The sequence below is a fragment of the Achromobacter mucicolens genome, from assembly GCF_902859725.1.
In the GTDB taxonomy this organism is placed as follows: domain Bacteria; phylum Pseudomonadota; class Gammaproteobacteria; order Burkholderiales; family Burkholderiaceae_B; genus Achromobacter; species Achromobacter mucicolens.
This window is the reverse complement of sequence record NZ_CADIJP010000022.1, coordinates 26,555-51,980: the sequence shown is the minus strand read 5'-3', so window position 1 is coordinate 51,980 and position 25,426 is coordinate 26,555. Positions and strand designations below refer to the sequence as shown.

The window sequence follows — 25,426 nt, the reverse complement described above, 5'->3', positions numbered from 1 at the left end:
CCGGACCTTCGTCAGAAAGAGGTGTTCAACGTGGCGCGCGCCACGGCGGCCAGCCCGTCCAGGACGGGATGGTCCAGGTAGACGGGAACGGGCGTCGCGCCAAAAGCGCCGCCCGCATCGGCCAGCAGGCGTTCAATCTCTTGATGCACTTCGGGCCAGCCGCCGCCGGCCGCGTAGATCTGCGGCGTCTGGCCGTAGCGCTGGCGGCCCGCCAGCCATTGGCGCACGACGGCGCCGGCCTGGGCCGCCGCAATGCCCGAGGCGATGGCCTCGTGCGTGTCCGTCGGGTAGGGCACGACCTGGCCGTTGGCGATGGGCAGGTTGGCCGTGCCGTGTGCAAGCGAGGTGCGCATCATGGCCGGGCCCGGCAGTATCAGGCCGCCCGCGAAGACGTTGTCCGGTCCGACGGTGTCGATGGTGGTGGCGGTGCCGAAGCTGGCCAGCACGAAAGGCGGATGGGTGCCCGGCAGGCGCGAGAGCACGCCGAGCAGCGATGCCCAGCGGTCGGCGCCTAGCTGGGTGGGGGTGCGATAACTGTTGACCAGACCCAGCGTTGTTGCTTGCGACAGCGACCAGGTGACCGCGCAGCCGTGTTTGTTCAGGATGCCCGCGATGGCGTCGCCGCGGGCCGCGCCGGCCACGTTCACGCCCAACGCGCGCAACGGCGGGCGCGGCAGGGCGGCCAGCCAGTCATCCAGCGCGTTCAGGTCCAGGCCGTCGAAGGCGACGGCCGCGGGCTCGCGCGGCATGTCCGGATTGCTGGCGTCCAGCCAACCCACTTTGAGTCGGCTGTTGCCGGAGTCGATGAGAATAATCATGCTTGGCGTCGAATCGAAATTTCACCGACCGAGATCGGTGTGGCGCCCTCGGGCGTTTGCACCAGCAGGCGGCCTTGATCGTCCACGCCACAGGCGGTGCCGCTTAGAAGAATAGCGCCCTTGTCCAGCACGTTCACCTTGCGGCCCGCCAGGGCGTCCACCTGGTCGAAACGCTGCCGGAATACGCCGAAGCCTTCGCGTTCGAGCGTGCGGACCGCCTCGTGCCATGCCGTGGCGCTGGCGCAGACCAGGTCGGCGGCCACGGCCGCGTGCGCGGCGCCGGCCTGCACCTGGGTCCAGTCCGCGACCTCGCGGCCCAGGGCAAGCGATAGGTCGGCCGCATCGATAAGGTTCACGCCCATGCCGATCACCACGGTGTATCCAGCGTCGCGGCCGCCCGGATTGCGGGTGGTTTCCACCAGGATGCCGGCCAGCTTGGCGTCGTGCCATTGGACGTCGTTGGGCCATTTCATGCACAGGCCGCTCAGCTCGGGCCCGGCGACGGTGCGCAGCGCCTCGCAGGCGGCCACGCCGGCCAGCGGCGATAACGCGGCCAGTTGCGTGGCGGGCAGGTGCACGTCGAACGCGCACGAGAACATCAGTGTGGAGCCCGAGCGGTTCTGCCACGGGCGGCCGGCGCGGCCCCGGCCGGTCTCCTGCAGATGCGTGCCCAGCAGCCAGGGCTTGCCCGCGCCGGCGCCCGAACGCGCGCGCGCAAGCAGGTCGGCATTGGTCGATCCGGTGCTGCGGGTCCAGGCAATGTCCTGGAAGGCGGGCAGGCGGTCCGCGAGCGTCCGGGCAAGCGTTTCCGGGGCGGGCAGGTCGATGGGGCAAACGGGGGCGGGCATGGCCGCGATTGTAGGGCACGCAGGCCGCGCTCGCGGCTGCGGGGCCCCAGCGTTTATGATTGGCGATACATTTTGCATCGGTACCCCGACGACATGCCGCATTCCGCATTGCTTGCGACCGCCGCCGCGCCTTTTCGCTACGAAGGCGGGGTTTGCCACGTGGGCGGCGATTGGAGCGTCCTGGCGCTGGCCGAGTCGGGCGAAGTCGAACGCAGGCGCGCGGCCCTCGCGCAGGCGGCCAAGGACGGCGCCCGTTGGGACATGCACAGCATCCACCGGCTGGACACCATTGGCGCGCTGATCATCTGGCAGGCCTGGGGCGAGAAGCTGCCCGAACGCGTGCGCTGGGGCGCCGGGCAGCAGGATGTCTTCAACACGCTGGCGATGAACAAGGGCGAGACGCCCGTGGCGGCGCCCAAGCCCGAGACATGGTCGTGGGTGCGCGCCACCGGCGGCGCGGTCCTGCAGGCCGCCGAAAACGGCAAGGCGCTGCTCATCATGCTGGGCCAACTCGTGCTGGATGTCGGCGCGATGCTGCGCCGGCCCTGGCTGGGCCCGTGGCGCGAGATCTCCGCGCAGGTGTACCGGACCGGCGCGCAGGCGCTGGGCATCACGGCGCTGGTGGGCTTTCTGATCGGCGTGGTGCTGTCCTACCTGTCGGCCCAGCAGCTTCAGATGTTCGGCGCCGACCGCTTCATCGTGCGCCTCCTGGGGGTCTCCATCGTGCGCGAGCTGGGACCGGTGCTTGCGGCGATCCTCGTGGCCGGCCGGTCGGGATCCGCGATTACGGCGCAGATCGGGGTGATGCGCGTGACGCAGGAACTGGACGCGATGCTGGTGATGGGCATTTCGCACGGCCAGCGCCTCATCCTGCCGCGCGTGGTGGCGCTGGCGGTCACGATGCCGCTGCTGGTGCTGTGGACCAGCGCCATGGCGCTCCTGGGCGGCATGCTGGCGGCGATGGCACAGCTGGGCGTGTCCGCGCAGTGGTTCCTGCAATCGCTGCCCGATGCGATCTCGCTAACCAATTACTGGATCGGCATGCTCAAGGGCGTGACCTTCGGCATCCTGATCGCGCTCATTGCGTGCCACTTCGGCCTGCGCATCCAGCCCAACACCGAAAGCCTGGGACGCGGCACCACGACATCAGTGGTTACGTCGATCACGGGCGTGATTTTGCTGGATGCGGTGTACGCGGTCATCTTCAGCACGGTGGGCATCTGATGAATAGCGCCGCGCAACACCGGCTGTTTACCGAAGAGGGCGTGACCGTCGAGCCGGTCATCACCGTGCGCGGTCTTCGCACGGCCTTCGGCGATCACGTGGTGCACGAGAACCTGGACCTGACGGTGTTTCCGGGAGAAATCCTGGTGCTGGTCGGCGGCTCGGGCACGGGCAAGACCGTGCTGCTGCGGCAGATCATCGGACTGGACGTGCCGGCCGCGGGCACCGTGAAGGTGCTGGGGCACACGCTTTCGGAACTGTCTCCCGGCGAACGCCGGCGCCTGTCATACCGCTGGGGCATGCTGTTCCAGGCGGGCGCGCTTTTCTCGGCGCTGTCGGTGTTCGACAACGTGGCGCTGCCGCTGCGCGAACTGCGCACGGTGCCCGAAGACCTGGTGCGCGACGTGGTCATGTGCCGGCTTGCGATGGTGGGCCTGTCATCGCGCGATGCGGACAAGCGCCCCTCGGACCTGTCCGGCGGCATGGTCAAGCGCGTGGCGCTGGCGCGCGCGCTGTCGCTGGACCCGGAATTGCTGTTCCTGGACGAACCCACGGCGGGGCTCGATCCGCTGCGGTCCGACGAATTCGTTGACCTGGTGCGCAGTTTGCACCGGCAGCTTGGCTTTACCGTCGTCATGGTGACGCACGACCTGGACACGCTGCTGGCGCTGGCCACGCGCGTGGCCGTGCTGGCCGAGAAACGGGTGATCATTTGCGACACGGTGCCTGAAGTCCTGAAGTTCGATCACCCGTTCATTCATACGTTCTTCCTGGGCGAGCGCGGCTTGCGCGCGCTGGGAGATTTGGCACCGAAGGGAATGCACCATGGAAAACCGTAGTCATGCGCTCATGGCCGGTATCTTCACGCTGGTCCTGCTGGCTGCCGCGACGCTGACGGCCATCTGGATCGGCCGCGACCGGACGCAATTGCAGCCATACGAAATCATTTCGGCCACGGCCGTCACCGGCCTGAACCCGCAATCGGCCGTGCGCTATCAGGGCGTGCCCGTGGGCCGCGTGCAGTCGCTGGCGCTCAATCCCGACAAGCCGGGGCAGGTGCGCATCCGGATCGGCGTGGCCCCCAACACGCCGATCACCGAATCGACCTGGGCCGAGCTGGGCGTGCAGGGCGTGACCGGCATGGCCAACGTGGACCTGCGCGATGACGGCTCGTCGCTCAAGCGCCTGACGTCCACGGCCGAGCATCCGGCCGCCATTCCGCTGCGTCCGGGCTTTCTGGACCGCATCGAAAAGCGCGGCGACAAGCTGATTTCCAACGTCGAGGTGGCGACGGAGCAATTAAAGCGCGTGCTGAGCGAACAGAACGTGCAGGCCCTCACGGCCAGCCTGCAGAACGCCACTGACATCTCGCAGTCCCTGAAGGACGCCACCCGTGATCTGGCGCCCACGCTGGCCAAGCTTGGTCCGCTGATGGATTCCTTGAACACCACCTCGCGCCAGGCCGACCGCGCCGCGCGCGAGATCGGCGACCTGGCCCAGCAGGCCCGCCAGTCGCTCGCGCGATTGAACGCGCCCGACGGCCCGCTGGCCGTCGCGACCCGCAGCCTGAACGACATCGCGCTGGCCGCCGCGCGGCTCGATGGCGAGACCTTGCCGGCCTTCACCACCATGGCCAACGATGTCAGCACGGCCGCACGGGGCGCCACCACCACCTTGCGCCGTGTGGACAGCACGCCGCAATCGTTCCTGTTCGGTCCCGCGCCCATCGCGCCGGGACCCGGCGAACCCGGCTTTGCCGGATTCCGGAGATAGATCCCATGAAGATGCGCAGCGCCATTCTGATCCTGACCCTGGCCTTGGCCGGTTGCGGCATCGGCCGCGTGGACGCGCCGCCCCAGTTGTTCGACCTGGGGCTGGACGCGCGGCCCGTGCCCGCCTTGCCGGCGCGCGATCCGATCGCGCTGTCGTTCCAGGCCGCGCCGGGGCTGTCCGACACCGGCATGATCTGGCGCGTGGGCGACAGCGCCGCGCCCCGGTCGTACGCCACCTATCGCTGGGCGGCGTCGCCCGCCGAGCTGGTGCGCCAGCGCATCACCGATCGCCTGTCGCGCCAGGGCGCGGTGCTGGGCGACCGCGTCACGTTGCAGACGCCGCAGTTGCAGGTGTCGCTGGCGCAGTTCGAGCAGGTGTTCACCGAGGACGGCCAGTCGAGCCAGGGACGCCTGCTGCTGCAAGCCGTATTGCTGAACGGGCGCGAGGTCGTGGACCAGAAGCGCATTCTGGTGGCCGCGCCCGCGCCCACGCAGGATGCCGCAGGCGGCGTGGCCGCGCTGCGCCAGGCCACCGACGAGGCCAGCGACCAGCTTGCGCAATGGCTGGCGGCGACGCTGCGACCGCCTGCCGCCGCGCGCGGAAAGTGAGCTCGGGCTCGCGCTTGCGCGCGCCGTTGACGGTTGACCCGGATTTCGCCACGCGGGCCGGGCGGTTAACATCGTTCCTTTTTCCGCACGTTGAGTCCCGCCATGTCCGCACGCACTGAAACCCACGCTTTCGTCGGCGCCGCCGGCCGTATCGATTGCGCCATCGACTGGCCTGCCGACGCGCCGCGCGGCTGGGCGCTGGTGCTGCATCCGCATCCGCTGCAGGGCGGCGCACGCGAGAACAAGGTGGTCACGACCTTGTCGCGCGCCTGCGTGCAGCACGGCCTGGTGGCCGTGCGTCCCAACTTCCGCGGTGTCGGCCACTCCGAAGGCGTGTTCGACAAATCCGTCGGCGAAACCGAAGACATGCTGGCCGTCGTGGCGCAGATGCGCGAGCTGCACCCCGAGCTGGCGCAGGCGCCGTGGGTGCTGGCGGGATTCTCGTTTGGCACGGCGGTCGCCGCGCAGACCTACGCCGCGCTGGCCGAGCAGGGCGACGCTGTCCTGCCGTCGGCGCTGATGCTGATGGGGCCGGCGGTCAACCGCTTCCAATCGCACGAAGTGCAGGTGCCCGACGACACGCTGATGGTGCATGGCGAAGAAGATGAGGTGGTGCCGTTGTCCGAAGCCATGGACTGGGCGCGGCCGCGCTCGATTTCGGTCGTGGTGGTGCCGGGCGCCTCGCATTTCTTCCACGGCAAGCTGCTCGTGCTGCGTCAGCTGGTGCAGGCCCGCCTGAAGGTCGCGCTGGACTGAATTGGGCCTTGCCGCCGCGGCAGGTTGCATCAGGTTGCATGTTTTAGGCGCGCAGGGAACCCTGCGCGGCCGGGATGGGTCTGATCGACTGCCTATAATTGTCAGCCACTTGCCCCGCGCCGGCGGGCGTCATTCCTGGACCCACGTTGCCGATGAAGAAATTGCCTCACTCCGCTCAATCCCCCGTTGTCTTTACCCGCCGCCTGATCTCGGGCGCCGTGTTGTCAGCGATGCTGGCGGCCTCACTGCCGGCGTGGGCGCAGCAGGCGCCAGCCGCACCCGCCGCCGCGCCGGCCGCGACGGCCCCGGCGCTGTCGCCCTCGGGTGCGGTGCCTGTCGGCGACGTGTCGGCCGTCCCGGCTCCCACCATCGCGGCCAAGGCCTGGATCGTCATCGATGTGAACAGCGGCCAGACGCTGGCCGCATCCAACCCCGACATGAAGGTCGAGCCGGCCTCGCTCACCAAGATCATGACGGCCTACGTCGTGTTCAACGCGCTGGACGAAAAGCGCCTGACGCTGGAGCAGACCGTGCCGGTGTCCGAGCACGCGTGGCGCACGGGCGGCTCGCGCATGTTCATCGAGCCGCGCAAGCCGGTCACGGTGGACGAACTGAATCAGGGCATGATCGTGCAATCGGGCAACGACGCCTCCGTGGCGCTGGCCGAAGCCGTGGGCGGCAGCGAATCCGCCTTTGCCGCGCTGATGAACCAGGAGGCCGAGCGCCTGGGCATGAAGAACACGCACTTCATGAACGCCACGGGCCTGCCCGATCCCCAGCACGTGACGTCCACGCGCGATCTGGCCACGCTGTCCGCGCACCTCATCACGGATCACCCGGACTTCTTCCACTACTACAAGCAGAAGAGCTACACCTACAACAAGATCACGCAGCCCAACCGCAATCGCCTGTTGTGGGCCGACCCCTCGGTCGATGGCATGAAGACCGGCCATACCGACTCGGCCGGTTACTGCCTGGTCTCCACGGCCATGCGCGGCGACCGCCGCATCCTGGTGGTCGTGGTGGGCACCGACAGCGAAGCCACCCGCGCCGAAGAAAGCCTGAAGCTCCTGAACTGGAGCTTCCAGAACTTCGACACGGTCAAGCTGTTCGACAAGAGCCAGCCGGGCATCGATGCCCGCGTCTGGGAAGGCACCGCCGAAAACGTCAAGCTGGGCCCGCCCAATCCGGTGTCCATCGCCGTGCCGCGCGGCAAGGCGGGCGAGTTGAAGCCGGTTGCCCAGCGCACCGATCCGCTGATCGCGCCGCTGGCCAAGGGTCAGCAGGTCGGCACGCTGCAGTTCACGCTGGACGGCAAGGTGCTGCGCACGGAACCGCTGGTGGTGCAGGACGCCGTCGAGCGCGCCGGCTTCTTCGGCCGCATGGTCGACACCGTCAAGCGCTGGTTCCAGTAAATCGGCGCACCGCGGCCGGGGCCGCGGGTGTAAGCTAGCAGCGGGCGTTTCGTGCGCGAAACGCCCGTTTTGCATTCTTCGGGGGCGGGCCGCGCGGCTCGTCCCTGTTCCATTTCAAATTCAGGAGTGCCTCATGATTCCGGGCGTGCCGGGCGAAAGCCAGGTGTATCTCAACGGTGAATTCCTGCGCATGGACGAGGCCAAGGTCTCCGTCCTGGACCGCGGCTTCATTTTCGGCGACGGCATTTACGAAGTCGTCCCGGTGTACCAGGGCAATGCGTTCCGCATGGCCGAACACCTTGACCGTCTTGACCGCAGCCTGGCCGCCTTGCGCATCGCGCAGCCGTTCGACCGCAGCGGGTGGATCAACCTGATCGAGCAGTTGCTGGACCGATCCAATCTGGACACCTGCATCGTCTATCTGCAAGTCACGCGCGGCGTGGCCAAGCGCGACCATCCGTTCCCGTCGCCGGCCGTCACCCCCACGGTGTTCGGCATGATCGCGGCCTGGTCGCCGCCGACGGCCGCGCAACGCGCACAGGGCCTGTCCGCCATCAGCATCCCCGACGAGCGCTGGCTGCACTGCGAGATCAAGTCCGTGTCCCTGTTGGGCAACGTGCTGGCCAAGCAGCAGGCCGTGGATGCGCATGTGGACGAAGTCCTGCAGTTCCGCGACGGCTACCTGACCGAAGGCGCGTCCACCAATATCTGGGTCGTGTCCGGCGGCAAGCTGCTGGCGCCGCCCAAGAACAACCTGATCCTCGAAGGCATCCGCTACGGCCTGATGGGTGAACTGGCCGCCGAGGCCGGCATCCCGTTCGAGTCCCGCCGGATCTCGCAAGCAGAGGTGGAGCAGGCCGACGAGCTGATGCTTTCGTCCGCCACCAAGGAAGTGCTGGCCATCGTTTCGCTGGACGGCAAACCGGTCGGTTCGGGCAAGCCCGGCCCTGTTTTTGAGCAATTGCGTGCGGGTTATGATGCCCGCATCGCCGCGCTGTAGTCCCGGCGCGGGGCGGCCCGCTTGCGATACCAGCGGGTTGGCCGCCCGCCCCGGCGGCGCCCGCCGGCACTTGCCGGCGCGCCGCTTGCCCCCATATAAAAACATTCAGGGGCAACTCTTTTTAGGCACATCATGCACATTCCGCCCGAAGATTCGTTGATCGAATATCCCAGCGACTTTCCCATCAAGGTCATGGGCAAGCACCATCCCGACTTTGCGCAGACGCTGACCGAGGTCGTATTGCAGTTCGATCCGGCATTCGACGCCGCGACCGTCGAAATGCGCCCCAGCAAGGGCGGCAACTACCTTGGCCTGACCTTCACCGTGCGCGCGACCTCGCGCGAGCAGCTCGACGCGCTGTACCGGGCGCTGCATGGCCATCCCATGGTGTCCATCGTCCTCTAAGGCAAGACCGCTGTGATCAAGTGGCTCGCGCGGCCGGTGGACTACCTGCCGGTCTGGCAGGACATGCAGGCGTACACCAGTCAGCGCGACGCCGGCACGCCAGATGAAATCTGGCTGTGCGAGCACACGCCGGTCTACACGCTGGGCCAGGCGGGCCGGCCGGAGCACGTGCTCAACCCCGGCAACATTCCCATCGTGCATTGCGACCGCGGCGGTCAGGTGACCTATCACGGCCCCGGGCAGGTCATGGCCTACGCGCTCTTTGACCTGCGCCGCGCCGACATGTACGTCAAGGAATACGTGGCGTTGCTGGAATCGGCCGTCATCGACACGCTCGCGCAATTTGGCGTGGACGGGGCCTGTCGCAAGCCCGGCGCGCCGGGCGTCTATGTGCCGCATCCCGAAGGCGGTGAGCTGGCCAAGATCGCGGCGCTGGGCATCAAGATCCGCAACGGCCGCGCCTACCATGGCGTTTCGCTGAACGTCGAGATGGACCTGGCGCCCTTCCTGGGTATCAATCCCTGCGGCTACGAAGGCTTGCGCACCGTCGACATGGCGGCCTGTGGCGTGCGCCGCACGCCCACCGAGACGGGCGATGCGTTGGCCCAGAATCTGGCGCTCGCCTGGCATCGCCGAAGGAACACCAATTGAAGACCTACACCGCGGCCGAGGTCGCCGCCACCACGCCCGAACAGCTTGCCCGGCTGCGCGAATCCGGGCCGCCCGAGGAATACGCGGCATGGATCCGCGCCGCCGCCGACCTGGGGCTGACCGAGGCGCAGACGATCTACGGGCAGATGCTGCTGGACGGCGTGGGCGTCGAACGCCAACCCGCCGAGGGACTGTCGTGGTTCAAGCGCGCGGCGCACGCCGATCACCCCATGGCCATCAACATGGTGGGGCGCTGCTATGAAAACGGCTGGGGCGTGGCGGCCGACGATACGGTCGCGGCCTACTGGTTCCGGCGTGCGGCGGACGCGGGCCTGGATTGGGGCATGTACAACTACGCCCACATGCTGCGCACCGGCCGCGGCGGCGTGACGCAGAATCAGGCCGCGGCGCTGGCGCTGTACCAGCAGGCCGCTCAAGCCGGCCACGTGAAGTCGATTGGCGTGGTGGGCCGCTATCACGAAGCGGGCGACGTGGTCCCGCAAGACCTGGAACGCGCGTTCGACTGCTATCGGCGCTGCGCCGAGGGCGGCGATTTCCGGGGCATGTTCCACCTGGGCCGCATGCTGCTGTTGCAGGGCCGCAAGGAAGACGCCGTGGCGTGGCTTGTGCGCGTTCCCGAAACCGCCACGCAGGCGTTCCTGAAGGAAGCCAACGGCATGCTGCAGGACTGCGGCTTTCCCGCCCTGTACGAGGTCGCGGACTGACGCGGATCAGGTGCTGAGCCGCAGGTCCAGCACCACATCGATCATGTCGCGCTGGCCCGCGCCGCGCTCGCCCTCCAGCCGGTCCAATAGCAACTGACCGGCCCGCCGGCCCAGTTCGGCGGCGTCCACGCCCAGCGTGGTCAGGCCCTGCACCCATTGCACGGCGCTGCCGTCATCCGAAAATCCCAGCACGGCCAGATCCTGCGGCACCTGCAGGTCGCGGTTGTGCGCTTCCGACACGGCGGCGGCCGCCAGCAGGTCGGACGTGCAGAACACCGCATCGAAGATCGTGTTGGTGGCCAGCAAGCGCAGAAAAGCCATGCGGCCGTCGTTCATGTGCTGGACCTCGGGCTGCACGATGTCGGCGACCCGTTCCAGGCCCAGCGCGGCGGCGCTGCCGACGAAGCCCTCGCGCCGGGCGCGCTCCCAGGGCGTGTCGGCGCTGATGCAGGCAACGCGCAAATGGCGCTTTTCGGCCAGGTGCCGCGCCGCCATGCGGCCGGCCTCGGCGTTGTCGATCGCCACCGCGCTGTCCAGCGTCTGGGGCGAAAGGCTCCAGGTCTCGACGACCGGAATCTCCAGGGCGGCGAGCGTGGCGCGCAGCGCGGCGTTGTCCAGGGGACCGACGACCAGGGCGGCCGCTGGCCGCAGCGCCTCCAGCAGCGGCAGCGCCGCGGCGTCCTGCCAGGGCGCCGCTGCCAGGTAGTAGCCGGCAGGGGCCAGACGCTCGCTGCACGCCTGGAGGGCACGGGCGGTCGGACCGGCATCCAGACGGGCGGCAATCACGGCAATCGGGGCGGGCGAGGGCAGGCAGGGCATGGCAAAAGACAGGAAATGCGTCAGGCCAGACGATAACCCAGGGCCGGCGGTCCCCGGGGCGTGGGACGTTCCCGCGGCGGAGCGGGCCGTGAGGGGTAAAATGCCAGTTTTCTCCCAGACCCGGCCGTTTTTGCGCGCCGGTCACGAAGGTGTCCCATGTCCACGCTCGCCGAGTCCCCTGTGCCCTCGAACGAATCCGCCGCCGCGCCTGCCGAGGCGGTCTACGATCCGACGCAAAAGCAGAAATCGCAGGCCAAGACGGCGCGCATTCCCATCAAGATCATTCCGGCCGAGCGCCTGAAGAAGCCTGAATGGATCCGCGTGAAGGCCGCCGCGCCCGGTTCGCGCTTCTACGACATCAAGCGCATCCTGCGCGAGCACAACCTGCACACGGTCTGTGAAGAGGCTTCGTGCCCGAACATCGGCGAATGCTTCGGCAAGGGCACCGCCACGTTCATGATCATGGGCGACAAGTGCACGCGCCGCTGCCCGTTCTGTGATGTGGGCCACGGCCGGCCCGATCCGCTGGACACCAAGGAACCCGAAAACCTGGCGCGCACCATCGCCGCCATGAAGCTGTCGTACGTGGTGATCACCTCGGTCGACCGCGACGACCTGCGCGATGGGGGCGCGGGCCACTTCGTGGACTGCATCACGCATATCCGCGAACTGTCGCCCACCACCCGCATCGAGGTGCTGGTGCCCGACTTCCGCGGTCGCCTGGACCGCGCGCTGACCATCCTGAACGCCGGTCCTCCGGACGTCATGAACCACAACCTGGAAACCGTGCCGCGCCTGTACAAGCAGGCGCGTCCGGGCTCGGACTACATGCACTCGCTGAAGTTGCTGGCCGAGTTCAAGAAGCTGCATCCGGAAGTGCCCACCAAATCCGGCCTGATGCTCGGCCTGGGCGAGACGGACGAGGAAATCCTGCAGGTGATGCGCGACATGCGCGAGCACAACGTGGACATGATCACGATCGGCCAGTACCTGCAGCCGTCCGAACACCACCTGCCGGTGCTGCGCTATGTGCATCCCGATACGTTCGCGATGTTCGAGCGCGAAGCGTACGCGATGGGGTTCTCGCATGCGGCGGTTGGCGCGATGGTGCGGTCTTCGTACCACGCCGACGAGCAGGCGCACGCGGCTGGCGTGAACTGATCGTCTGAACGGTATGGGCGTGGCCTTGCGTGGCCGCGCCCGCTACGCCTGCGAAAAATACGCCTCCACGCCGCAGGCCACGAGCGCATCCAGGCTCTCGTCCACATACGTGGTCCAGTCGGCCGGCGCAAAGCCGGTTGCCAACGCCAAGGCCGTCGTGTCCAGCCGGGAGTTGCGCGGCCGCGCGGCGTCTGCCGCATAGTCCGCCGACGCCACGGCGGCGATCTGCTCAGGTTTCAGCGTTAGATTGACGCCCCGCTTGCGGGCGCCCGCGACAAGGTACTGCGCGTACGCATGCCAGCTTGTGGCGCCTGCAGCCGCGATGTGATAAAGCCCCGAAGGCAGCGCCCGCGCCTGATGCAGGGCGATGCAGCGCACCGTGGTTTGCGCGATCAGCGAAGCGGGCGTCGGCGTGCCGTGCTGGTCCGCCACGACATGTAGCGATGCACGCGTGCGGGCCAGGTTCAGGATCGTGCGAAAGAAATTGTGCCCGTGCAGCGAATGGATCCAGCTGCAGCGCAGCACCAGCGCCTGGCAAGCGCTTGCCGCAATGGCGCGTTCGCCGGCCAGTTTGGTGGCGCCATACACATTGATGGGATTGGGCGCATCGGCTTCGGTATAGGGCCTCGCAAGCGCGCCGTCATAGACGTAATCCGTGGAGTAGTGAACCAGCAGCGCGCCGCTGGCCGCGGCGTGCCTTGCCAGCGTGGACACCGCCACCGCGTTCACCTGGGCGGCCGCTTCGGGTTCGCGCTCGGCTTGGTCGACCGCGGTCCATGCGGCCGCGTTGACGATGATGTCGGGGCGATGCGCGTCCAGCGCGGCGGTAATGGCCACCTGGTCACGCATGTCCAGGGCATCCCGGCCCAGCGCCGTCACATCGCCCGCCGCCGGCAGGACGGCCTGCAGCGCACGGCCCAGTTGGCCGTCCTTGCCCAATAACAGGATGCTTGGCATGAGGGCGGGCTCCGGATGGCGCGAGGACAGGTCAGCGGCGCGCCTGCGCGCCGGCCCAGAAGGTGTCCTGCTGGCCCAGGTGTCGGTTGACGTAGCGCGCCAGCACGAACATCAGGTCCGAGAGCCGGTTCAGGTACTGCCTGACCGGCGCGTGGACGGTCTCGACGCCCGCCAGCGCGACCACGGCGCGTTCGGCGCGCCGGGCCACCGTGCGCGCCATGTGCGCCAGCGCCGCAGGCCGGGAACCGCCGGGCAGGATGAATTCACGCAGCGGCGGCAGCGCCGCGTTGTAATGCGCCAGGCGCGCATCCAGGTGGGCAACCTGTTCGTCCTTGACCGCCACGTGGCCGGGGATGCAGAGCTCCGCGCCCATGTCGAACAGGTCGTGCTGGATGGTGAGCAGGTCGGCGGCCACGTCCTCGGGCAGGGCTTCGGTCAGCAGCAGGCCGATGACGCTGTTCAGCTCGTCCACGTCGCCCAGGGCGGCAATGCGGGGGGCGTCCTTGGGGACCCGGGATCCGTCCCCCAGTCCAGTGGTGCCATCGTCACCGGTGCGGGTGGCAATGACGGATAAGCGGTTGGCCATGGTGATGTGATTCGGTGTGGTGAGAAGCGTGTGGTGAAAGAGGTAAGCGGCTTGCGTCCGACGGTAAGCGCACCCGCCTCGAACAGGGGCTGCCAGCAAACAACCGTCAGGATTGTTGCGCACTGGCAGCGGAACTGTTTCATTCGCGCAGTATCCTAGCACTGTAAAAAGCGGCAAGCCCGCCTTGGCGTCTTGCCCGCTCGGACCGCATAGGGAGGTTTCATATGGGTTTTAACCGCAAATACACAACGCCCATGGCCGTTGCCACCGCAATGGCCGTCGTCTCGCTGGCCACGCCCCTGGCGTTCGCGCAGCAGGCCGACGCCACGGGCGAGGTGCGGCGCGTGGACGCCGCTGCGGGCAAGGTCACGATCAAGCACGATGCCATCAAGGCGCTGGACCTGCCGGCGATGTCGCTGGTCTATCAGGCCGATCCGGCGTTGCTGGCCAATATCAAGGCGGGCGACAAGGTGCGCTTCACCGCCACGCGCAAGGATGGCAAGTACGTGGTGACGGCGATCTCGAACTGATGCCGGTCCAATGAAAAACCCCGCCGCAATCGCTTGCGGCGGGGTTTTTTGCGCCCGGTTGCGCCGGGGGCGGGATCAGAGCACGTAACGCGCCAGGTCCTGGCTGCTGGCGGCTTCGGCCAGCTGCGCGTTGACGTAGGCGGCGTCGATCCTGACGTGCCTGTCCTGGCTGGAGGTTGCATCGAAGGACAGCTCGTCGAGCAGCTTTTCCATCACCGTGTAGAGGCGTCGGGCACCGATGTTCTCGGTGGTTTCGTTGACCTCGAAGGCCAGCTCCGCCAGGCGGCGCACGCCTTCGTCGGTGAATTCGAGCTCGACGTCCTCGGTGGCCATCAGCGCCGTGTACTGCTTGGTCAGCGAGGCATCCGTGTCGGACAGGATGCGCACGAAGTCTTCGGCGGTGAGCGATTCGAGTTCGACGCGGATCGGGAAACGGCCTTGCAGCTCGGGGATCAGGTCCGACGGGCGCGACAGGTGAAAGGCGCCCGACGCGATGAACAGGATGTGATCGGTGCGGACCATGCCGTAGCGCGTGTTGACGGTGGTGCCTTCAACCAGCGGCAGCAAGTCGCGCTGCACGCCCTGGCGCGAGACATCGGCGCCGCCGGATTCCTGGCGGGCGGCAATCTTGTCGATCTCGTCCAGGAAGACGATGCCGTTCTGCTCGACGTTGGTGATCGCCACGCTGCGCAGGTCTTCTTCGTTGACGCGCTTGGCGGCTTCTTCGTCGACGATGAGCTTGAAGGCTTCGCGCACCTTCATCTTCTTAGGCTTTTTCTTGTCGCGCGCCATGCCCGCGAACATGCCGCGCAGCTGCTCGGCCATTTCTTCCATGCCCGGGGGCGTCATGACGTCCATTTGCGGCACGGTCTGGGCGACTTCGATCTCGATCTCCAGATCGTCGATCAGCCCTTCGCGCAGGCGCTTCCTGAACGTCTGGCGGGCGCTGTTGTCTTCGCCGCGCTGCGGTTCGCCCGAGGCGCCGCGGGGCGGAGGCACCAGCGCGTCCAGGATGCGGTCTTCGGCGGCGTCCTCGGCCTGGGTGCGCACGCGGCGCATTTCCAGTTCGCGGGTCTGCTTGATTGAGTATTCGGTCAGGTCGCGGATGATGGTGTCCACGTCGCGGCCCACGTAGCCGACCTCGGTGAACTTCGTGGCTTCGATCTTGATGAACGGCGCGTTGGCCAGCTTGGCCAGGCGGCGCGCGATCTCGGTCTTGCCGACGCCGGTCGGGCCGATCATCAGGATGTTCTTGGGATGGATTTCGTGGCGCAGGGGCTCGGCGACCTGCTGGCGGCGCCAGCGGTTGCGCAGCGCCACGGCGACGGCGCGCTTGGCGCGGTTCTGGCCGACGATGTACTTGTCGAGTTCGGAGACGATCTCTCCGGGCGTCATGTTGGATGCGGACATGAGGGCGGATCCTTGATGCTAGGGCGGGCTGGGAGGGCGCCGCGGCGCAGGCTGCGCCGCGTGGCGGGCGTCAGTCGCCCAGCGTTTCGATGACGTGGTTCTGGTTGGTGTAGATGCACAGGTCGCCGGCGATCTCGAGCGATTGCTTGATGATCGTCTCGGGCGGCAGGTCGGTGTTGCGCAGCAGCGCGAGGGCGGCCGACTGGGCGTAAGCGCCGCCGGAGCCGATGGCGGCCAGGCCGTGCTCGGGTTCCAGGACGTCGCCATTGCCGGTGAGCACCAGCGTGTGCTCGGCGTCAGCCACGATCAGCATGGCTTCCAGACGGCGCAGGACGCGGTCGGTGCGCCAGTCGCGGGTCAGTTCGACCGCGGCGCGCATCAGGTTGCCCTGGTGCTTTTCAAGCTTGGCCTCGAAGCGTTCCTGCAGCGTGAACGCATCGGCGGTGGCGCCGGCAAAGCCAGCGAGGATCTTGTCGTGATAGAGGCGGCGGATCTTGCGGGCAGTGCCCTTGATGACGATGTTGCCCAGGGTGACCTGGCCATCGCCGCCCAGCGCGACGCGGTTGCCGCGGCGCACACACACGATGGTGGTGGCGTGAAATTGTTCCATGCGTTCCTTCCTATGAAAAAGTTAGCTGGGGGCGGTCGCGGGGATATCAAGGTCTTGGGACTTCATGTGCCCCGGGGACGATAAAAAAGGCCATGCGCGGAAACCGGCATGGCCTTTCAGGGGACGGAGCGAATGCGGGACGGATCAGTCGCCGTACAGCTTTTGACGCATCTCGCGGCGTTCCTGCGCTTCAAGCGACAGGGTGGCCGTGGGGCGGGCGAGCAGGCGCGGGATGCCGATGGGCTCGCCCGTTTCTTCGCACCAGCCGTATTCGCCGCTGTCGATGCGGGCGATGGATTGCTGCACCTTCTTGAGCAGCTTGCGCTCGCGGTCGCGGGTGCGCAGTTCCAGGGCGTGCTCTTCCTCGATGGTGGCGCGGTCGGCGGGGTCGGGCACGAATTGCGTTTCACGCAGGTGCTCGGTGGTCTCGCCGGCGTTGGCCAGAATGTCCTGCTCGAGTTGTTTGAGCCGTTCCTTGAAGAACGCCAATTGGCGGTCGTTCATGTAGTCGGACTCGGGCATGGCCAGCAATTCCTTCTCGCTGGGCAGATCAATCGCCGTATCGCTCGTCGACTTGCTTGATTTTTTGGTTGCTGCCTTGGTAGCCATGTAAACACTCCACTATGAATCGATCCTGGCGCGGGCGTCCGTCCCGGTCCGTGTTACTTGTTGCCTACGCTATCCGTACCTCACAGTACTGCCTTCGTCGCATCGCGTCACGCAGGAATGGGGATTACCCCGCCAGGCACTGCTCCAAGCCCCGGGTAAAAATCTCCTGGGGCAGCTTACGTCCGATGAACACCATCTTGGTGGACGGTTTTTCGGCCGCGGTCCACGGCTTGCCGGGTTCGGCGCCCATCATCATGTGCACACCCTGGAACAACATGCGGCGGTTGATGCCCTTCATGTACAGGATGCCCTTGTAGCGCATCAGGTCGGGGCCATAGACCTGCACGACGCCGCCCAGGAATTCCTCAAGGCGCGCGGGATCGAACGGCTTGTTGGAACGGAACACGAACGCGCCGATTTCGTCGTCGTGCTTGGGGTGGTGATGATGGGCATGATTGCAGTGCGCGCCGCATTCGCCGTCGTGGTCATGATCGTGATCGTGGTCATGGCCGTGGCCGTGATCATGGTCGTGATCGTGCCCGTGGGCATGGTCGTGCGCGGCGTCCGGATGCTCATCGGCCAGGAACTCCGGGTCGATGTCCAGAATGGAATTCAGGTTGAAGCCGCTGATGTCGATGATGGACTTGAGGTCGACGTCGCCGAAGTTGACGGCGGTGATCGGCGCGCGCGGGTTCATGTGAACCAGGCGGTGGCGCAGCGCTTCGTAGTCGACTTCGTTGACCAGGTCTTTCTTCGAGATCAGGATGCGGTCGGCGAAACCGACCTGCTTCTGGGCTTCGGGTTGTGCGTCGAGTGTGGCCATGCCGTGCTTGGCATCGACCACCGTGACCACCGCGTCCAGGCGGTAGTACTCGGCGATGTCGTCATCCATGAAGAACGTCTGGCACACGGGGCCGGGGTTGGCCATGCCGGTGGTTTCGAGGATGACGCGTTCGAAATTCAGGTCGCCGGCTTCGCGCTTGGCGCGAAGGTCGGACAGCGTGCGCATCAGGTCGCCGCGCACCGTGCAGCAGACGCACCCGTTGGACAGTTCGATGATTTCTTCGTCGCTGTCCTGCACGAGCAGGTCGTTGTCGATGCTTTCCGGCCCGAATTCGTTTTCGATGACCGCGACGCGGCGGCCATGGAATTCGGTCAGGATGCGTTTGAGCAGGGTGGTCTTGCCCGCACCGAGGAAGCCGGTGAGGATGGTGACGGGAACCATTTTGTCCAAACTGCGCGGGGTATTCATGGCGAAGCTGCTAGCGTGATGTCAGGGGCGTGAAACACGGCGCCTGACGGGGTTTTCAGTCCCTGCCGGAGATGTCTGCCACAGGCTGCGACAGCCGCCGATAGCGGCCGGACGCAGGATTACAGCACAGTCGGGGGCAGGGGGCAAACCCCGGGCCAACCCGGGGGGCCGTGGCCGCCAGATGGCAGCCGTACGCCGTCAAGTATGGGGCGATACCCCTATTTTGGGGCGGTTTGCGGGGTTTCAAGGGCGCATGGGCGCGCAAGCGGTAACCGCGCTGAAACGTTCCGGCCAGGCGGGCGCATCCAACGGATGAAAACGAAAGGGGGAAGATCCCCGTTCAGTGGTGATGGTGGTGGTGACCCGCGTCGGCCGGCTGCGTCTTTTGGCACTGCGGGCACAGGGCGCGGATCTCGGTTTCGTGCGTGGCCAGCGCATAACCCGTCTGGGCGACGCGTTCGGCCAGCTGCCGGCTCATGGCCGGGTCGGAGACTTCGGCGACGGCGCCGCAACCGGTACAGACGACGAGCAGGTCGTGCGGCGCGCCGCCGGCGTCGTGGCAGGCGCTCCAGGCATTGACGGCATCCAGGCGGTGTATCAGGCCTTCGTCCATCAGGAAGTCCAGCGCACGGTACACCGTGGGCGGCGCGGCGCCGGGGTGAACGGCGCGCATCGCGTCCAGCAGCTCGTAGGCCTTCAGGCTGCGGCCATGGCGCAGCAGCAGTTCAAGGACCTTGCGGCGGATGGGGGTCAGGCGGCGTCCGCGCTGCGCGCACAGCGTTTCGGCGACGCTGAGCTGAGCGCCTACGCTGTCGTTGCGGGGTGGACGGGACGGTGCGGACATGGCGGGCTTTATCTGAATGGGAAGCGCGCGCGCGATGCGCGCGCGAGATGCCTGGAAGGTAGCAGAAAACCCCTGGGTCCGGGAACTGGCCGGCGGGCTAGTCCGGTTTAGTTATGATATAACATAATAAAACCATCGCTGTTCCTGTCCGCTGCCGTTTTCCGCTGTTGCCTGCCATGTCCCATTTCACGCTCCTGCCCCCGCGGTCCGGCGCCGCGCCCGGCCGGCGCGCGCCCGCCCGATCCGCGTTTCTTGTTTCCGCATGGCGCCGCATGGCGTATGCCGCGGTGGCCGCCGCCGTGCTGTGGGCGTTGACCGGCTGGGCGCTGGACTGGTGGGCGCTTGAGGGGTGGCTGCGATGACGGCGGCGCCCATCACCGTCGAGCTGGCCGACGCCTCGTTCGGCTGGCACGGGCGGCCCGCGCTGCGCTCGGTCTCGGGCAGTTTCGCGCCGGGCGTCATGACGGCCGTGGTCGGCCCCAACGGCGCGGGCAAGTCCACGCTCATCAAGGGAATCATGGGCGTGCTGCGCCCGATGACGGGCAGCGTGCGCATCCAGGGCGCCGGGCGGTCGGCGCTGGCGTGGCTGCCGCAGGCGGCGGAACTGGACCGGTCGTTTCCCACCACGGTGCTGGACCTGGTGGCCATGGGCGCCTGGCGACGCGTGGGCGGATGGCGCGGGTTCGGCGGCGAGGAACTGGGCTGCTGCATGCAGGCGTTGGAAACCGTGGGCCTGGCCGATGCCGCGGACCGGGGCGTGGACACGCTGTCGGGCGGGCAGATGCAGCGCGCCCTGTTTGCGCGGATGCTGGTGCAGGACGCGCCGGTGCTGCTATTGGATGAGCCCTTCGCGGCCGTGGACAGCCACACGGCCGAGGACCTGATGGCCCTGCTGTGCGGCCTGCATGGACAGGGCCGCACCGTGATTGCGGTGCTGCACGATCTGGACCTGGTGCGCGATCACTTTCCGGAATGCCTGCTGCTGTCGGGCTCGGTGGTGGCGTGGGGCGAGACTGCCGCGACGTTGAGCGAGGCCCACCTGAAGGCGGCCCGGCAGCGGCAGGCGGGAGCCTGGTCATGACGCTTGCACACTGGCTGGTGTCGCCGTTCCTGGACTACGGCTTCATGCGGCGCGCGCTGGCCGGCGCCTGCGCGTTGTCGCTGGGTGCGGCGCCCTTGGGCGTTTTTCTCGTATTGCGGCGCATGAGCTTGATGGGCGACGCGATGTCGCACGCCATCCTGCCGGGTGTGGCCGCGGGCTTTCTGATGGCGGGCCTGTCGCTGGGCGCGATGATGCTGGGCGGCATCGCCACCGGCCTGGCCGTGGCATTGCTGGCCGGGCTGGTGGCCCGGCTGACGCCGCTGCGCGAAGACGCCAGCTTTGCCGCCTTCTACCTGATCTCGCTCGGGCTGGGCGTGTTGCTGGTGTCGCTGCGCGGCTCCAACATGGACCTGCTGCACGTGCTGTTCGGCACGGTGCTGGGGCTGGACGACGCCGCGCTGCTGCTTGTGACGGCCACGGCTAGCGTGACCTTGCTTGTCCTGGCGGCAATCTACCGGCTGCTGGTCGCCGAATGCCTGGACCCGGGGTTCCTGCGCGCCAGCGGCGGCATGGGCGGCCTTGTGCACATGGGCTTTCTGGTGCTGGTGGTCGTGAACCTGGTGGCGGGCTTTCAGGTGCTGGGCACGCTGATGGTGGTGGGAATCATGATGCTGCCGGCCGCCGCGGCGCGCTTCTGGGTGCGCAGCGCGGCCCGGCAGATTCCGCTGTCGGCGGCGATCGGCGTGGCGTCTTCCGTGGCCGGGCTGCTGGTCTCCTATCACTTCGACGTGCCGGCCTCGCCCGCGATCATCCTGGCGGCCGGCGCCTGCTATCTGTTTTCCATTGTGGGCGGCCCGCAGGGCGGGCTGCTGCGGGCAACGCGCCGCGCGCGACCTGCCTGAGACTTCCTAAGGAGATTGACCATGCGTTCGATTCTGGCGGCCCGCCGCCGCGCACTGCTGGCTCTGGCGGGCGCTTGCCTGACAGCCGTCCTGGGCACTGCACAGGCGGCTGAGCCGTTGAAGGTGGTGGCCAGCTTTTCCATCCTGGGCGACATCGTGCGGGAAGTGGGCGGGGCCGACATCAGCCTGACCACGCTGGTCGGCCCCGACGGCGACGCGCACGGCTACGAGCCCACGCCGGGTGATGCAAGGAAGCTGGCCGAGGCGCGCGTGCTGGTGGTGAACGGGCTGGATTTCGAGACCTGGCTGCCCAAGCTGACAAAGGCGTCGGGATTCGCGGGACAGACGGTGACGGCGTCCCAGGGCGTCGCGCCGCGCAAGTTCGCGGGGCATGACGACGGGGACGGTCACGACCATGATCACGACCACGACCACAAGCATGAAGACAAGCATGATCACGACCATGACGGTGATCACGAGCATGGTCATCATCATCACCACGGCGACGCCGATCCGCATGCCTGGCAGAGCCTGGCCAACGGCGTGATCTACGCGCGCAATGTGGCCAACGGCCTGGCGGCCGCGGACCCCGCGCATGCGCAGGCCTACCGCCAACGCGCGGACACGTATATCGCCAAGCTGCAGGCGCTGGACGCCAGCGTGCGCAAAAGCTTCGATGCCATTGGCGCCGACCGCCGCAAGGTTGTGACCTCGCACGACGCGTTCGGTTATTTCGGCGACGCCTATGGCGTGACGTTCATCCCCGCGATGGGCGTGTCGACGGATGCCGAGCCGTCGGCGCGCGAGGTGGCCGCGATCATCGAACAGGTGCGGCGCGACAAGGTGCCGGCGGTGTTCGTCGAGAACATCAGCAGTCCCAAGCTGGTCCAGCAGATCGCGCGCGAGACCGGCGCCAAGGTGGGTGGTACGCTCTACTCCGATGCCCTGTCCAAGCCCGGACAGCCGGGCGCCACCTATCTGGAAATGTTTGAATGGAACGCACGCCAGCTTGCCGCGGCCTTGCAACCCTGAGCGCCGTGGCGGCGCTGCTGACGGCGGGCGCCGCCAACGCGCACCCGCATATGTGGATCGACGCGCGCGCGCAGATCGATGTCGATGCCGAGCAGCGCATCACCGCCGTGCGGCAGGTGTGGCGGTTCGACGAAATGTTCGGCGCCTATGCGACGCAGGGCCTGAAAAAGGGCAAGGACGGATCGTTGCCCGCGGCGACGCTGCAAGGCATGGCGCAGGATTGGATGAAGGCGCTGGGCGAACCGATCTCCCACTACTTCACGCGGGTCACGGTCAACGGCAAGAGCGCGGCATTCGCCGCGCCGCGCGACGCCCGCGTCGACTGGAACCCCAAGACCACGCGGCTCACGCTGTCCTTCACGTTGCCGCTGGCCGAACCCGTCGCGCCGGGCGCGGGCGGCGCGCAAGTGGACATCTACGACCCCACCTATTTCGTGGCCTACGCATTTGACGAGAAGGGCGCGGTGTCGCTGGGCGGACCGCAGGGCGCGGCCTGCACGGCCGACTATCGCAAGCCCAAGGAACTGGATTGGAAAACCATGCAGGAACTGGCCGCGATCCCGGCCGACCCGGACGCCTTGCCGGACGAACTTTTTGCCATCACCAAGGGGCTCACGCACCGCATCGAGGTGCGATGCCCGTAAGCCGGCCGCAGCGCGCGCTGGCCGTTGTTCTGCTGCTGATGCTGGGCGGTATCTCGGCAGCCGCCGCGCAAGGCGCGCATCCGTTCGGCGTGCCCGAAAGCGGGGGCGGGCTGGCAGGGCCCGGCTGGCTGTCCAGCTTCTTTGGCAGCGTGTCCGTCTGGCAGTCGCACTTCTACCGGCAACTGACGGGCGCGGTGCGCGCCTGGCAGGCGGACGGCGGCGCGGCGTGGGCCTTGATCGGCCTGTCGTTTGCATATGGGGTTTTTCATGCGCTGGGGCCGGGGCACGGCAAGGCGGTGATCTCCTCGTATGTGCTGGCCAACCGCCAGACCGCGCGCAATGGCGCGCTGCTGGCCTTGGCGTCGTCGCTGATCCAGGCGCTGGTCGCGATCGTGATGGTGGCGGTGCTGGCACTGGTGTTCAACGCGACGGCGGCGACGATGAACGAGGCCACGCGCTGGCTGGAACTGGCCTCATACGCGCTGGTGACGCTGTTGGGATTGTGGCTGGTGTGGGTCAAGGCGATCAGACCGCTGCTGCGGCGGCGCGGGGCGCGTGATACTGCGCACGGACCCGACCTCGGACACGAACACGACCACTCGCACGCAGCCGGTCATGCCCATGCCCATGCCCACATCCATCACCACGACCACGACCACGACCACGACTGCGGTTGCGGGCACGCGCACGTGCCCGCGCCGGAGCAGGTTGCCGGTCCGTTGAACTGGCGCCGCGCGTGGTCGGCGATTCTGGCGGTGGGCCTGCGGCCATGCAGCGGGGCGTTGATCGTGCTCGTGTTCGCGCTGTCGCAAGGCTTCTTCCTGGCCGGCGTGGCATCGGCGCTGGCGATGGGCCTGGGCACGGGGCTGACCGTGGCGGCGTTGGCCTGCCTGGCCGTCGCGGCCGGGGGCGCGGCGACGCGCCTGGGTGGCCGCCTGTCCAGCGCGGGTGCGGCGTGGCTGCGCTACGCGGTCGAGGCGCTGGCCGCGATCGCGGTGCTGTTGCTGGGGGTGATGCTGCTGGGCGGCATGGTGGCCGCGGGCGGGTAGCACACGGTTTGCCTGCGGGTCAGCCGCTTGATCGGACGGCTCGGCCCCGTAGCCAGAAAGGTTCAGGACTTGCGTCCGGCGCGCGGATGCGCCTGGTCGTAGGCCTTGGCCAGATGCTGGAAATCGAGCCGCGTGTAGATTTGCGTGGTCGAGATGTTGGCGTGGCCCAGCATCTCTTGCACGGCGCGCAGGTCCTGCGCGGACTGCAAGACGTGGCTGGCAAAACTGTGGCGCAAGACGTGAGGATGCACATGCGTGGGCACCCCGGCCGTCTGCGCGATGCGTGCGAGCTGCAACTGCACCACGCGCGGCGAAATTCGGCGTCCGCGCGCGCCCAGAAACAGCGCGGCGGCGTCTTCGGGCAGCGGCGAAGGCGGCGCGAGCTGCGGGCGCACCTCGATCCACTTGCGCAGCGCAGCCAAGGCCTGCTGGCCCACCGGCACCGAGCGGCGCTTGCCGCCCTTGCCCAGCACCACGACCTCGGCCTCGTCCGGATTCAGCCAGCCGCGCGACTCGTAGTCGGCGGTGCGCGTGTAGCGCAGGTCCAATCCCACCAGCTCCGACAGACGCAATCCGCTGGAATACAGGAGTTCGAACATGGCTTGGTCGCGCAGGGCGGCCGGTTCGGTGGCGACCTGGGCCGGCGCGTTGTCCAGGAGGGCCTGGGTCTGCTCGACCGACAGCGCCTTGGGCAGGCCGCGGGGCGCCTTGGGGGCGCGCACGCCGGCGACGGGATTGCCGGCCAGGTCGGCGGCCGGCGCCCACCATTGGTAAAAGCCGCGCCAGGCCGCCAGCGTGCGCGCCAGACTGCGCGGGCCGCGGCCCTGCGCATGCAGGCGCGCCACGAATTGGCGGATGTGGCCGTTGCCGAGCTTGTCCAGCGGCAGGCCGGCCTTGTCGGCGAGTTCGCGCAAAAAGTGCAGTTCGCGCCGGTAGCCATCCAAGGTATGGGGCGAGTACCGGCGGTTGGTCTCCAGATGGCGCAGCCAGGCGCTCATCGGATCGGGCAGGGCGGGCGGATTGGCGTTCGGCTCGGTGTCGCGCATCGCGTTGTCCTTGTCCGCCCCGGCAGCCTTACGCCTTGGGCGAGGCCGGATTCAGCCGATGCAGCGCGGCCGACGCGAGCTGGGCGATCGACTCCAGGAACGTCGTGCCCATTTCGGGCGTGAAACGTTCGGGGTCGTCGGAGCCCAGCACCAAGAGGCCCACGGCCGGGCCGTCAGCTTCCAGGCGCAGGGGCACCAGTGCCAGCGACTTGGGCTTGGCGTCCAGCCAGGCCACCGCTTCGAAGGCAGTGTCGGTGCCGACATAAGGCGTCTTCAGGCTGTCGGTGAAAGTGCGCACGTCTTCGGAGACGGGCTCGCCGTAGCCTTGATTGGGCAATTCGGACAGGTTCCACAGGCGCAGCGCCACGTGGTTCAGTTCGAATTGCTCGGCCAGGCCCAGCGCGATCTCGCCGGGCACCAGTTGCGGATCGCATTCGGACAACAGGCGGCAGCACCACTTGGCCACGTGCGAACCGATGGTCTCGTTGGCGGAGGCGTTGCGCACCAGTTCATTCAGGCGCCATTCCAGTTCGCGGGTGCGCTCGCGCAGCGTGAGGATCTGGCGTTCGCCCAGCGAGATGGCGCGCGACCCGTGAGGGTGCGGTACCTGCAGAGTGGCGAAGACGTCGGCGTGTTCGTCGAAGAAACCGGGGTTTTCTTGCAGAAAGGCTGCGATGTCCTGGGCGGTGAAAGCGGTATCGGTCATAGAG

At 67.7% G+C, this 25,426-nt stretch carries 30 protein-coding genes; 18 read left to right on the top strand and 12 right to left on the bottom strand.

The genetic code is table 11. The features are described from left to right. Positions 1 to 11: 11 nt before the first annotated feature. Positions 12 to 818, bottom strand: a complete 807-nt coding sequence (locus tag HV786_RS23455) for a type III pantothenate kinase (protein ID WP_175211937.1) — start codon at positions 816 to 818, stop codon at positions 12 to 14. Continuing rightward, the gene (locus HV786_RS23450) at positions 815 to 1,666 is read right to left on the bottom strand and encodes a biotin--[acetyl-CoA-carboxylase] ligase (protein ID WP_175211936.1); all 852 of its coding nucleotides are present in this window, start codon (positions 1,664 to 1,666) and stop codon (positions 815 to 817) included. Before HV786_RS23450 ends, HV786_RS23455 begins: the two co-directional genes overlap by 4 nt. A gap of 93 nt (positions 1,667 to 1,759) precedes the next feature. Here HV786_RS23450 and HV786_RS23445 point away from each other — a divergent pair, with 93 nt between their 5' ends. From HV786_RS23445 to HV786_RS23400, 10 genes are all read left to right on the top strand, one after another. Next, positions 1,760 to 2,890, top strand: coding sequence for an MlaE family ABC transporter permease (locus HV786_RS23445; RefSeq protein ID WP_128829611.1), 1,131 nt, complete (start codon positions 1,760 to 1,762; stop codon positions 2,888 to 2,890). Next, positions 2,890 to 3,729 (top strand): ABC transporter ATP-binding protein, encoded by an 840-nt coding sequence (locus HV786_RS23440; RefSeq protein ID WP_056327212.1) that lies wholly within the window; start codon positions 2,890 to 2,892, stop codon positions 3,727 to 3,729. Before HV786_RS23445 ends, HV786_RS23440 begins: the two co-directional genes overlap by 1 nt. Beyond that, the gene (locus tag HV786_RS23435) at positions 3,716 to 4,663 is read left to right on the top strand and encodes an MlaD family protein (protein ID WP_056327214.1); all 948 of its coding nucleotides are present in this window, start codon (positions 3,716 to 3,718) and stop codon (positions 4,661 to 4,663) included. The genes HV786_RS23440 and HV786_RS23435 overlap by 14 nt, the downstream gene beginning before the upstream one ends. Positions 4,664 to 4,668: 5 nt before the next feature. Continuing rightward, positions 4,669 to 5,271 (top strand): ABC-type transport auxiliary lipoprotein family protein, encoded by a 603-nt coding sequence (locus HV786_RS23430; RefSeq protein WP_175211935.1) that lies wholly within the window; start codon positions 4,669 to 4,671, stop codon positions 5,269 to 5,271. A gap of 102 nt (positions 5,272 to 5,373) precedes the next feature. Then, complete coding sequence (locus HV786_RS23425) at positions 5,374 to 6,027, top strand: alpha/beta hydrolase (RefSeq protein WP_128829610.1); 654 nt, start codon at positions 5,374 to 5,376, stop codon at positions 6,025 to 6,027. 152 nt (positions 6,028 to 6,179) lie between these two features. Further along, positions 6,180 to 7,442 carry a D-alanyl-D-alanine carboxypeptidase family protein gene (locus HV786_RS23420; RefSeq protein ID WP_175211934.1) on the top strand — a complete coding sequence of 421 codons (1,263 nt, stop codon included), beginning with the start codon at positions 6,180 to 6,182 and terminating at the stop codon, positions 7,440 to 7,442. Positions 7,443 to 7,575: 133 nt separating this feature from the next. Continuing rightward, positions 7,576 to 8,442, top strand: coding sequence for a D-amino acid aminotransferase (locus HV786_RS23415; protein ID WP_062838860.1), 867 nt, complete (start codon positions 7,576 to 7,578; stop codon positions 8,440 to 8,442). Positions 8,443 to 8,574: 132 nt separating this feature from the next. Beyond that, positions 8,575 to 8,847, top strand: a complete 273-nt coding sequence (locus HV786_RS23410; protein WP_056327226.1) for a YbeD family protein — start codon at positions 8,575 to 8,577, stop codon at positions 8,845 to 8,847. A 12-nt stretch (positions 8,848 to 8,859) separates the two neighbouring features. Next, a complete protein-coding gene (gene lipB / locus HV786_RS23405) occupies positions 8,860 to 9,498 on the top strand; it encodes a lipoyl(octanoyl) transferase LipB (protein WP_128829609.1) in 639 nt (212 codons plus the stop codon). Further along, a complete protein-coding gene (locus HV786_RS23400) occupies positions 9,495 to 10,223 on the top strand; it encodes a tetratricopeptide repeat protein (RefSeq protein WP_152382954.1) in 729 nt (242 codons plus the stop codon). The genes lipB and HV786_RS23400 overlap by 4 nt, the downstream gene beginning before the upstream one ends. A gap of 6 nt (positions 10,224 to 10,229) precedes the next feature. On the opposite strand, the gene HV786_RS23395 is transcribed toward HV786_RS23400, so the two are convergent. Continuing rightward, the gene (locus tag HV786_RS23395) at positions 10,230 to 11,042 is read right to left on the bottom strand and encodes a LacI family DNA-binding transcriptional regulator (RefSeq protein WP_175211933.1); all 813 of its coding nucleotides are present in this window, start codon (positions 11,040 to 11,042) and stop codon (positions 10,230 to 10,232) included. A gap of 156 nt (positions 11,043 to 11,198) precedes the next feature. On the opposite strand from HV786_RS23395, the gene lipA reads away from it, so the two are divergent. Then, complete coding sequence (gene lipA / locus HV786_RS23390; RefSeq protein WP_056327233.1) at positions 11,199 to 12,203, top strand: lipoyl synthase; 1,005 nt, start codon at positions 11,199 to 11,201, stop codon at positions 12,201 to 12,203. A gap of 42 nt (positions 12,204 to 12,245) precedes the next feature. Here lipA and rfbD read toward each other — a convergent pair whose 3' ends face one another. Together rfbD and HV786_RS23380 are read right to left on the bottom strand one after the other, a co-directional pair. Next, a complete protein-coding gene (rfbD, locus tag HV786_RS23385; RefSeq protein ID WP_128829608.1) occupies positions 12,246 to 13,160 on the bottom strand; it encodes a dTDP-4-dehydrorhamnose reductase in 915 nt (304 codons plus the stop codon). A gap of 31 nt (positions 13,161 to 13,191) precedes the next feature. After that, on the bottom strand, positions 13,192 to 13,746 hold the full coding sequence (locus tag HV786_RS23380) for a cob(I)yrinic acid a,c-diamide adenosyltransferase (RefSeq protein WP_175211932.1): 555 nt from the start codon (positions 13,744 to 13,746) through the stop codon (positions 13,192 to 13,194). Between the two features lie 224 nt (positions 13,747 to 13,970). Here HV786_RS23380 and HV786_RS23375 point away from each other — a divergent pair, with 224 nt between their 5' ends. Then, positions 13,971 to 14,276: a copper-binding protein gene (locus tag HV786_RS23375; protein ID WP_056327239.1), complete on the top strand. Its 306-nt coding sequence runs from the start codon at positions 13,971 to 13,973 to the stop codon at positions 14,274 to 14,276. A gap of 75 nt (positions 14,277 to 14,351) precedes the next feature. On the opposite strand, the gene hslU is transcribed toward HV786_RS23375, so the two are convergent. The 5 genes from hslU to HV786_RS23350 form a co-directional block, all read right to left on the bottom strand. Further along, positions 14,352 to 15,686, bottom strand: coding sequence for an ATP-dependent protease ATPase subunit HslU (hslU, locus tag HV786_RS23370; protein WP_056327241.1), 1,335 nt, complete (start codon positions 15,684 to 15,686; stop codon positions 14,352 to 14,354). Between the two features lie 70 nt (positions 15,687 to 15,756). Continuing rightward, positions 15,757 to 16,296: an ATP-dependent protease subunit HslV gene (gene hslV / locus HV786_RS23365; RefSeq protein WP_056327243.1), complete on the bottom strand. Its 540-nt coding sequence runs from the start codon at positions 16,294 to 16,296 to the stop codon at positions 15,757 to 15,759. A gap of 144 nt (positions 16,297 to 16,440) precedes the next feature. Further along, complete coding sequence (dksA, locus tag HV786_RS23360; RefSeq protein ID WP_056327244.1) at positions 16,441 to 16,905, bottom strand: RNA polymerase-binding protein DksA; 465 nt, start codon at positions 16,903 to 16,905, stop codon at positions 16,441 to 16,443. Between the two features lie 124 nt (positions 16,906 to 17,029). Next, a complete protein-coding gene (locus tag HV786_RS23355; protein WP_062838868.1) occupies positions 17,030 to 18,157 on the bottom strand; it encodes a CobW family GTP-binding protein in 1,128 nt (375 codons plus the stop codon). Positions 18,158 to 18,497: 340 nt separating this feature from the next. Then, positions 18,498 to 19,001, bottom strand: coding sequence for a Fur family transcriptional regulator (locus HV786_RS23350; RefSeq protein ID WP_056327248.1), 504 nt, complete (start codon positions 18,999 to 19,001; stop codon positions 18,498 to 18,500). 176 nt (positions 19,002 to 19,177) lie between these two features. Here HV786_RS23350 and HV786_RS23345 point away from each other — a divergent pair, with 176 nt between their 5' ends. Genes HV786_RS23345 through HV786_RS23320 form a run of 6 tightly spaced genes read left to right on the top strand, consistent with a single transcriptional unit; the run spans position 19,178 to position 23,670 of the window. Continuing rightward, a complete protein-coding gene (locus HV786_RS23345) occupies positions 19,178 to 19,363 on the top strand; it encodes a hypothetical protein (RefSeq protein WP_175211931.1) in 186 nt (61 codons plus the stop codon). Then, a complete protein-coding gene (locus tag HV786_RS23340; protein WP_175211930.1) occupies positions 19,360 to 20,082 on the top strand; it encodes a metal ABC transporter ATP-binding protein in 723 nt (240 codons plus the stop codon). The genes HV786_RS23345 and HV786_RS23340 overlap by 4 nt, the downstream gene beginning before the upstream one ends. Beyond that, positions 20,079 to 20,945 carry a metal ABC transporter permease gene (locus HV786_RS23335; RefSeq protein WP_062838871.1) on the top strand — a complete coding sequence of 289 codons (867 nt, stop codon included), beginning with the start codon at positions 20,079 to 20,081 and terminating at the stop codon, positions 20,943 to 20,945. The genes HV786_RS23340 and HV786_RS23335 overlap by 4 nt, the downstream gene beginning before the upstream one ends. A gap of 21 nt (positions 20,946 to 20,966) precedes the next feature. Then, the gene (locus tag HV786_RS23330; RefSeq protein WP_128829607.1) at positions 20,967 to 21,977 is read left to right on the top strand and encodes a metal ABC transporter substrate-binding protein; all 1,011 of its coding nucleotides are present in this window, start codon (positions 20,967 to 20,969) and stop codon (positions 21,975 to 21,977) included. Continuing rightward, positions 21,938 to 22,621 carry a DUF1007 family protein gene (locus tag HV786_RS23325; RefSeq protein ID WP_128829606.1) on the top strand — a complete coding sequence of 228 codons (684 nt, stop codon included), beginning with the start codon at positions 21,938 to 21,940 and terminating at the stop codon, positions 22,619 to 22,621. The genes HV786_RS23330 and HV786_RS23325 overlap by 40 nt, the downstream gene beginning before the upstream one ends. Further along, positions 22,612 to 23,670: a nickel/cobalt transporter gene (locus HV786_RS23320; protein ID WP_175211929.1), complete on the top strand. Its 1,059-nt coding sequence runs from the start codon at positions 22,612 to 22,614 to the stop codon at positions 23,668 to 23,670. The genes HV786_RS23325 and HV786_RS23320 overlap by 10 nt, the downstream gene beginning before the upstream one ends. A gap of 62 nt (positions 23,671 to 23,732) precedes the next feature. Here the strand turns inward: HV786_RS23320 and xerC are convergent, their stop codons facing one another. Further along, complete coding sequence (xerC, locus tag HV786_RS23315; protein ID WP_175211928.1) at positions 23,733 to 24,716, bottom strand: tyrosine recombinase XerC; 984 nt, start codon at positions 24,714 to 24,716, stop codon at positions 23,733 to 23,735. Positions 24,717 to 24,744: 28 nt separating this feature from the next. After that, positions 24,745 to 25,422 carry a DUF484 family protein gene (locus HV786_RS23310; RefSeq protein ID WP_056327261.1) on the bottom strand — a complete coding sequence of 226 codons (678 nt, stop codon included), beginning with the start codon at positions 25,420 to 25,422 and terminating at the stop codon, positions 24,745 to 24,747. Positions 25,423 to 25,426 lie beyond the last annotated feature (4 nt).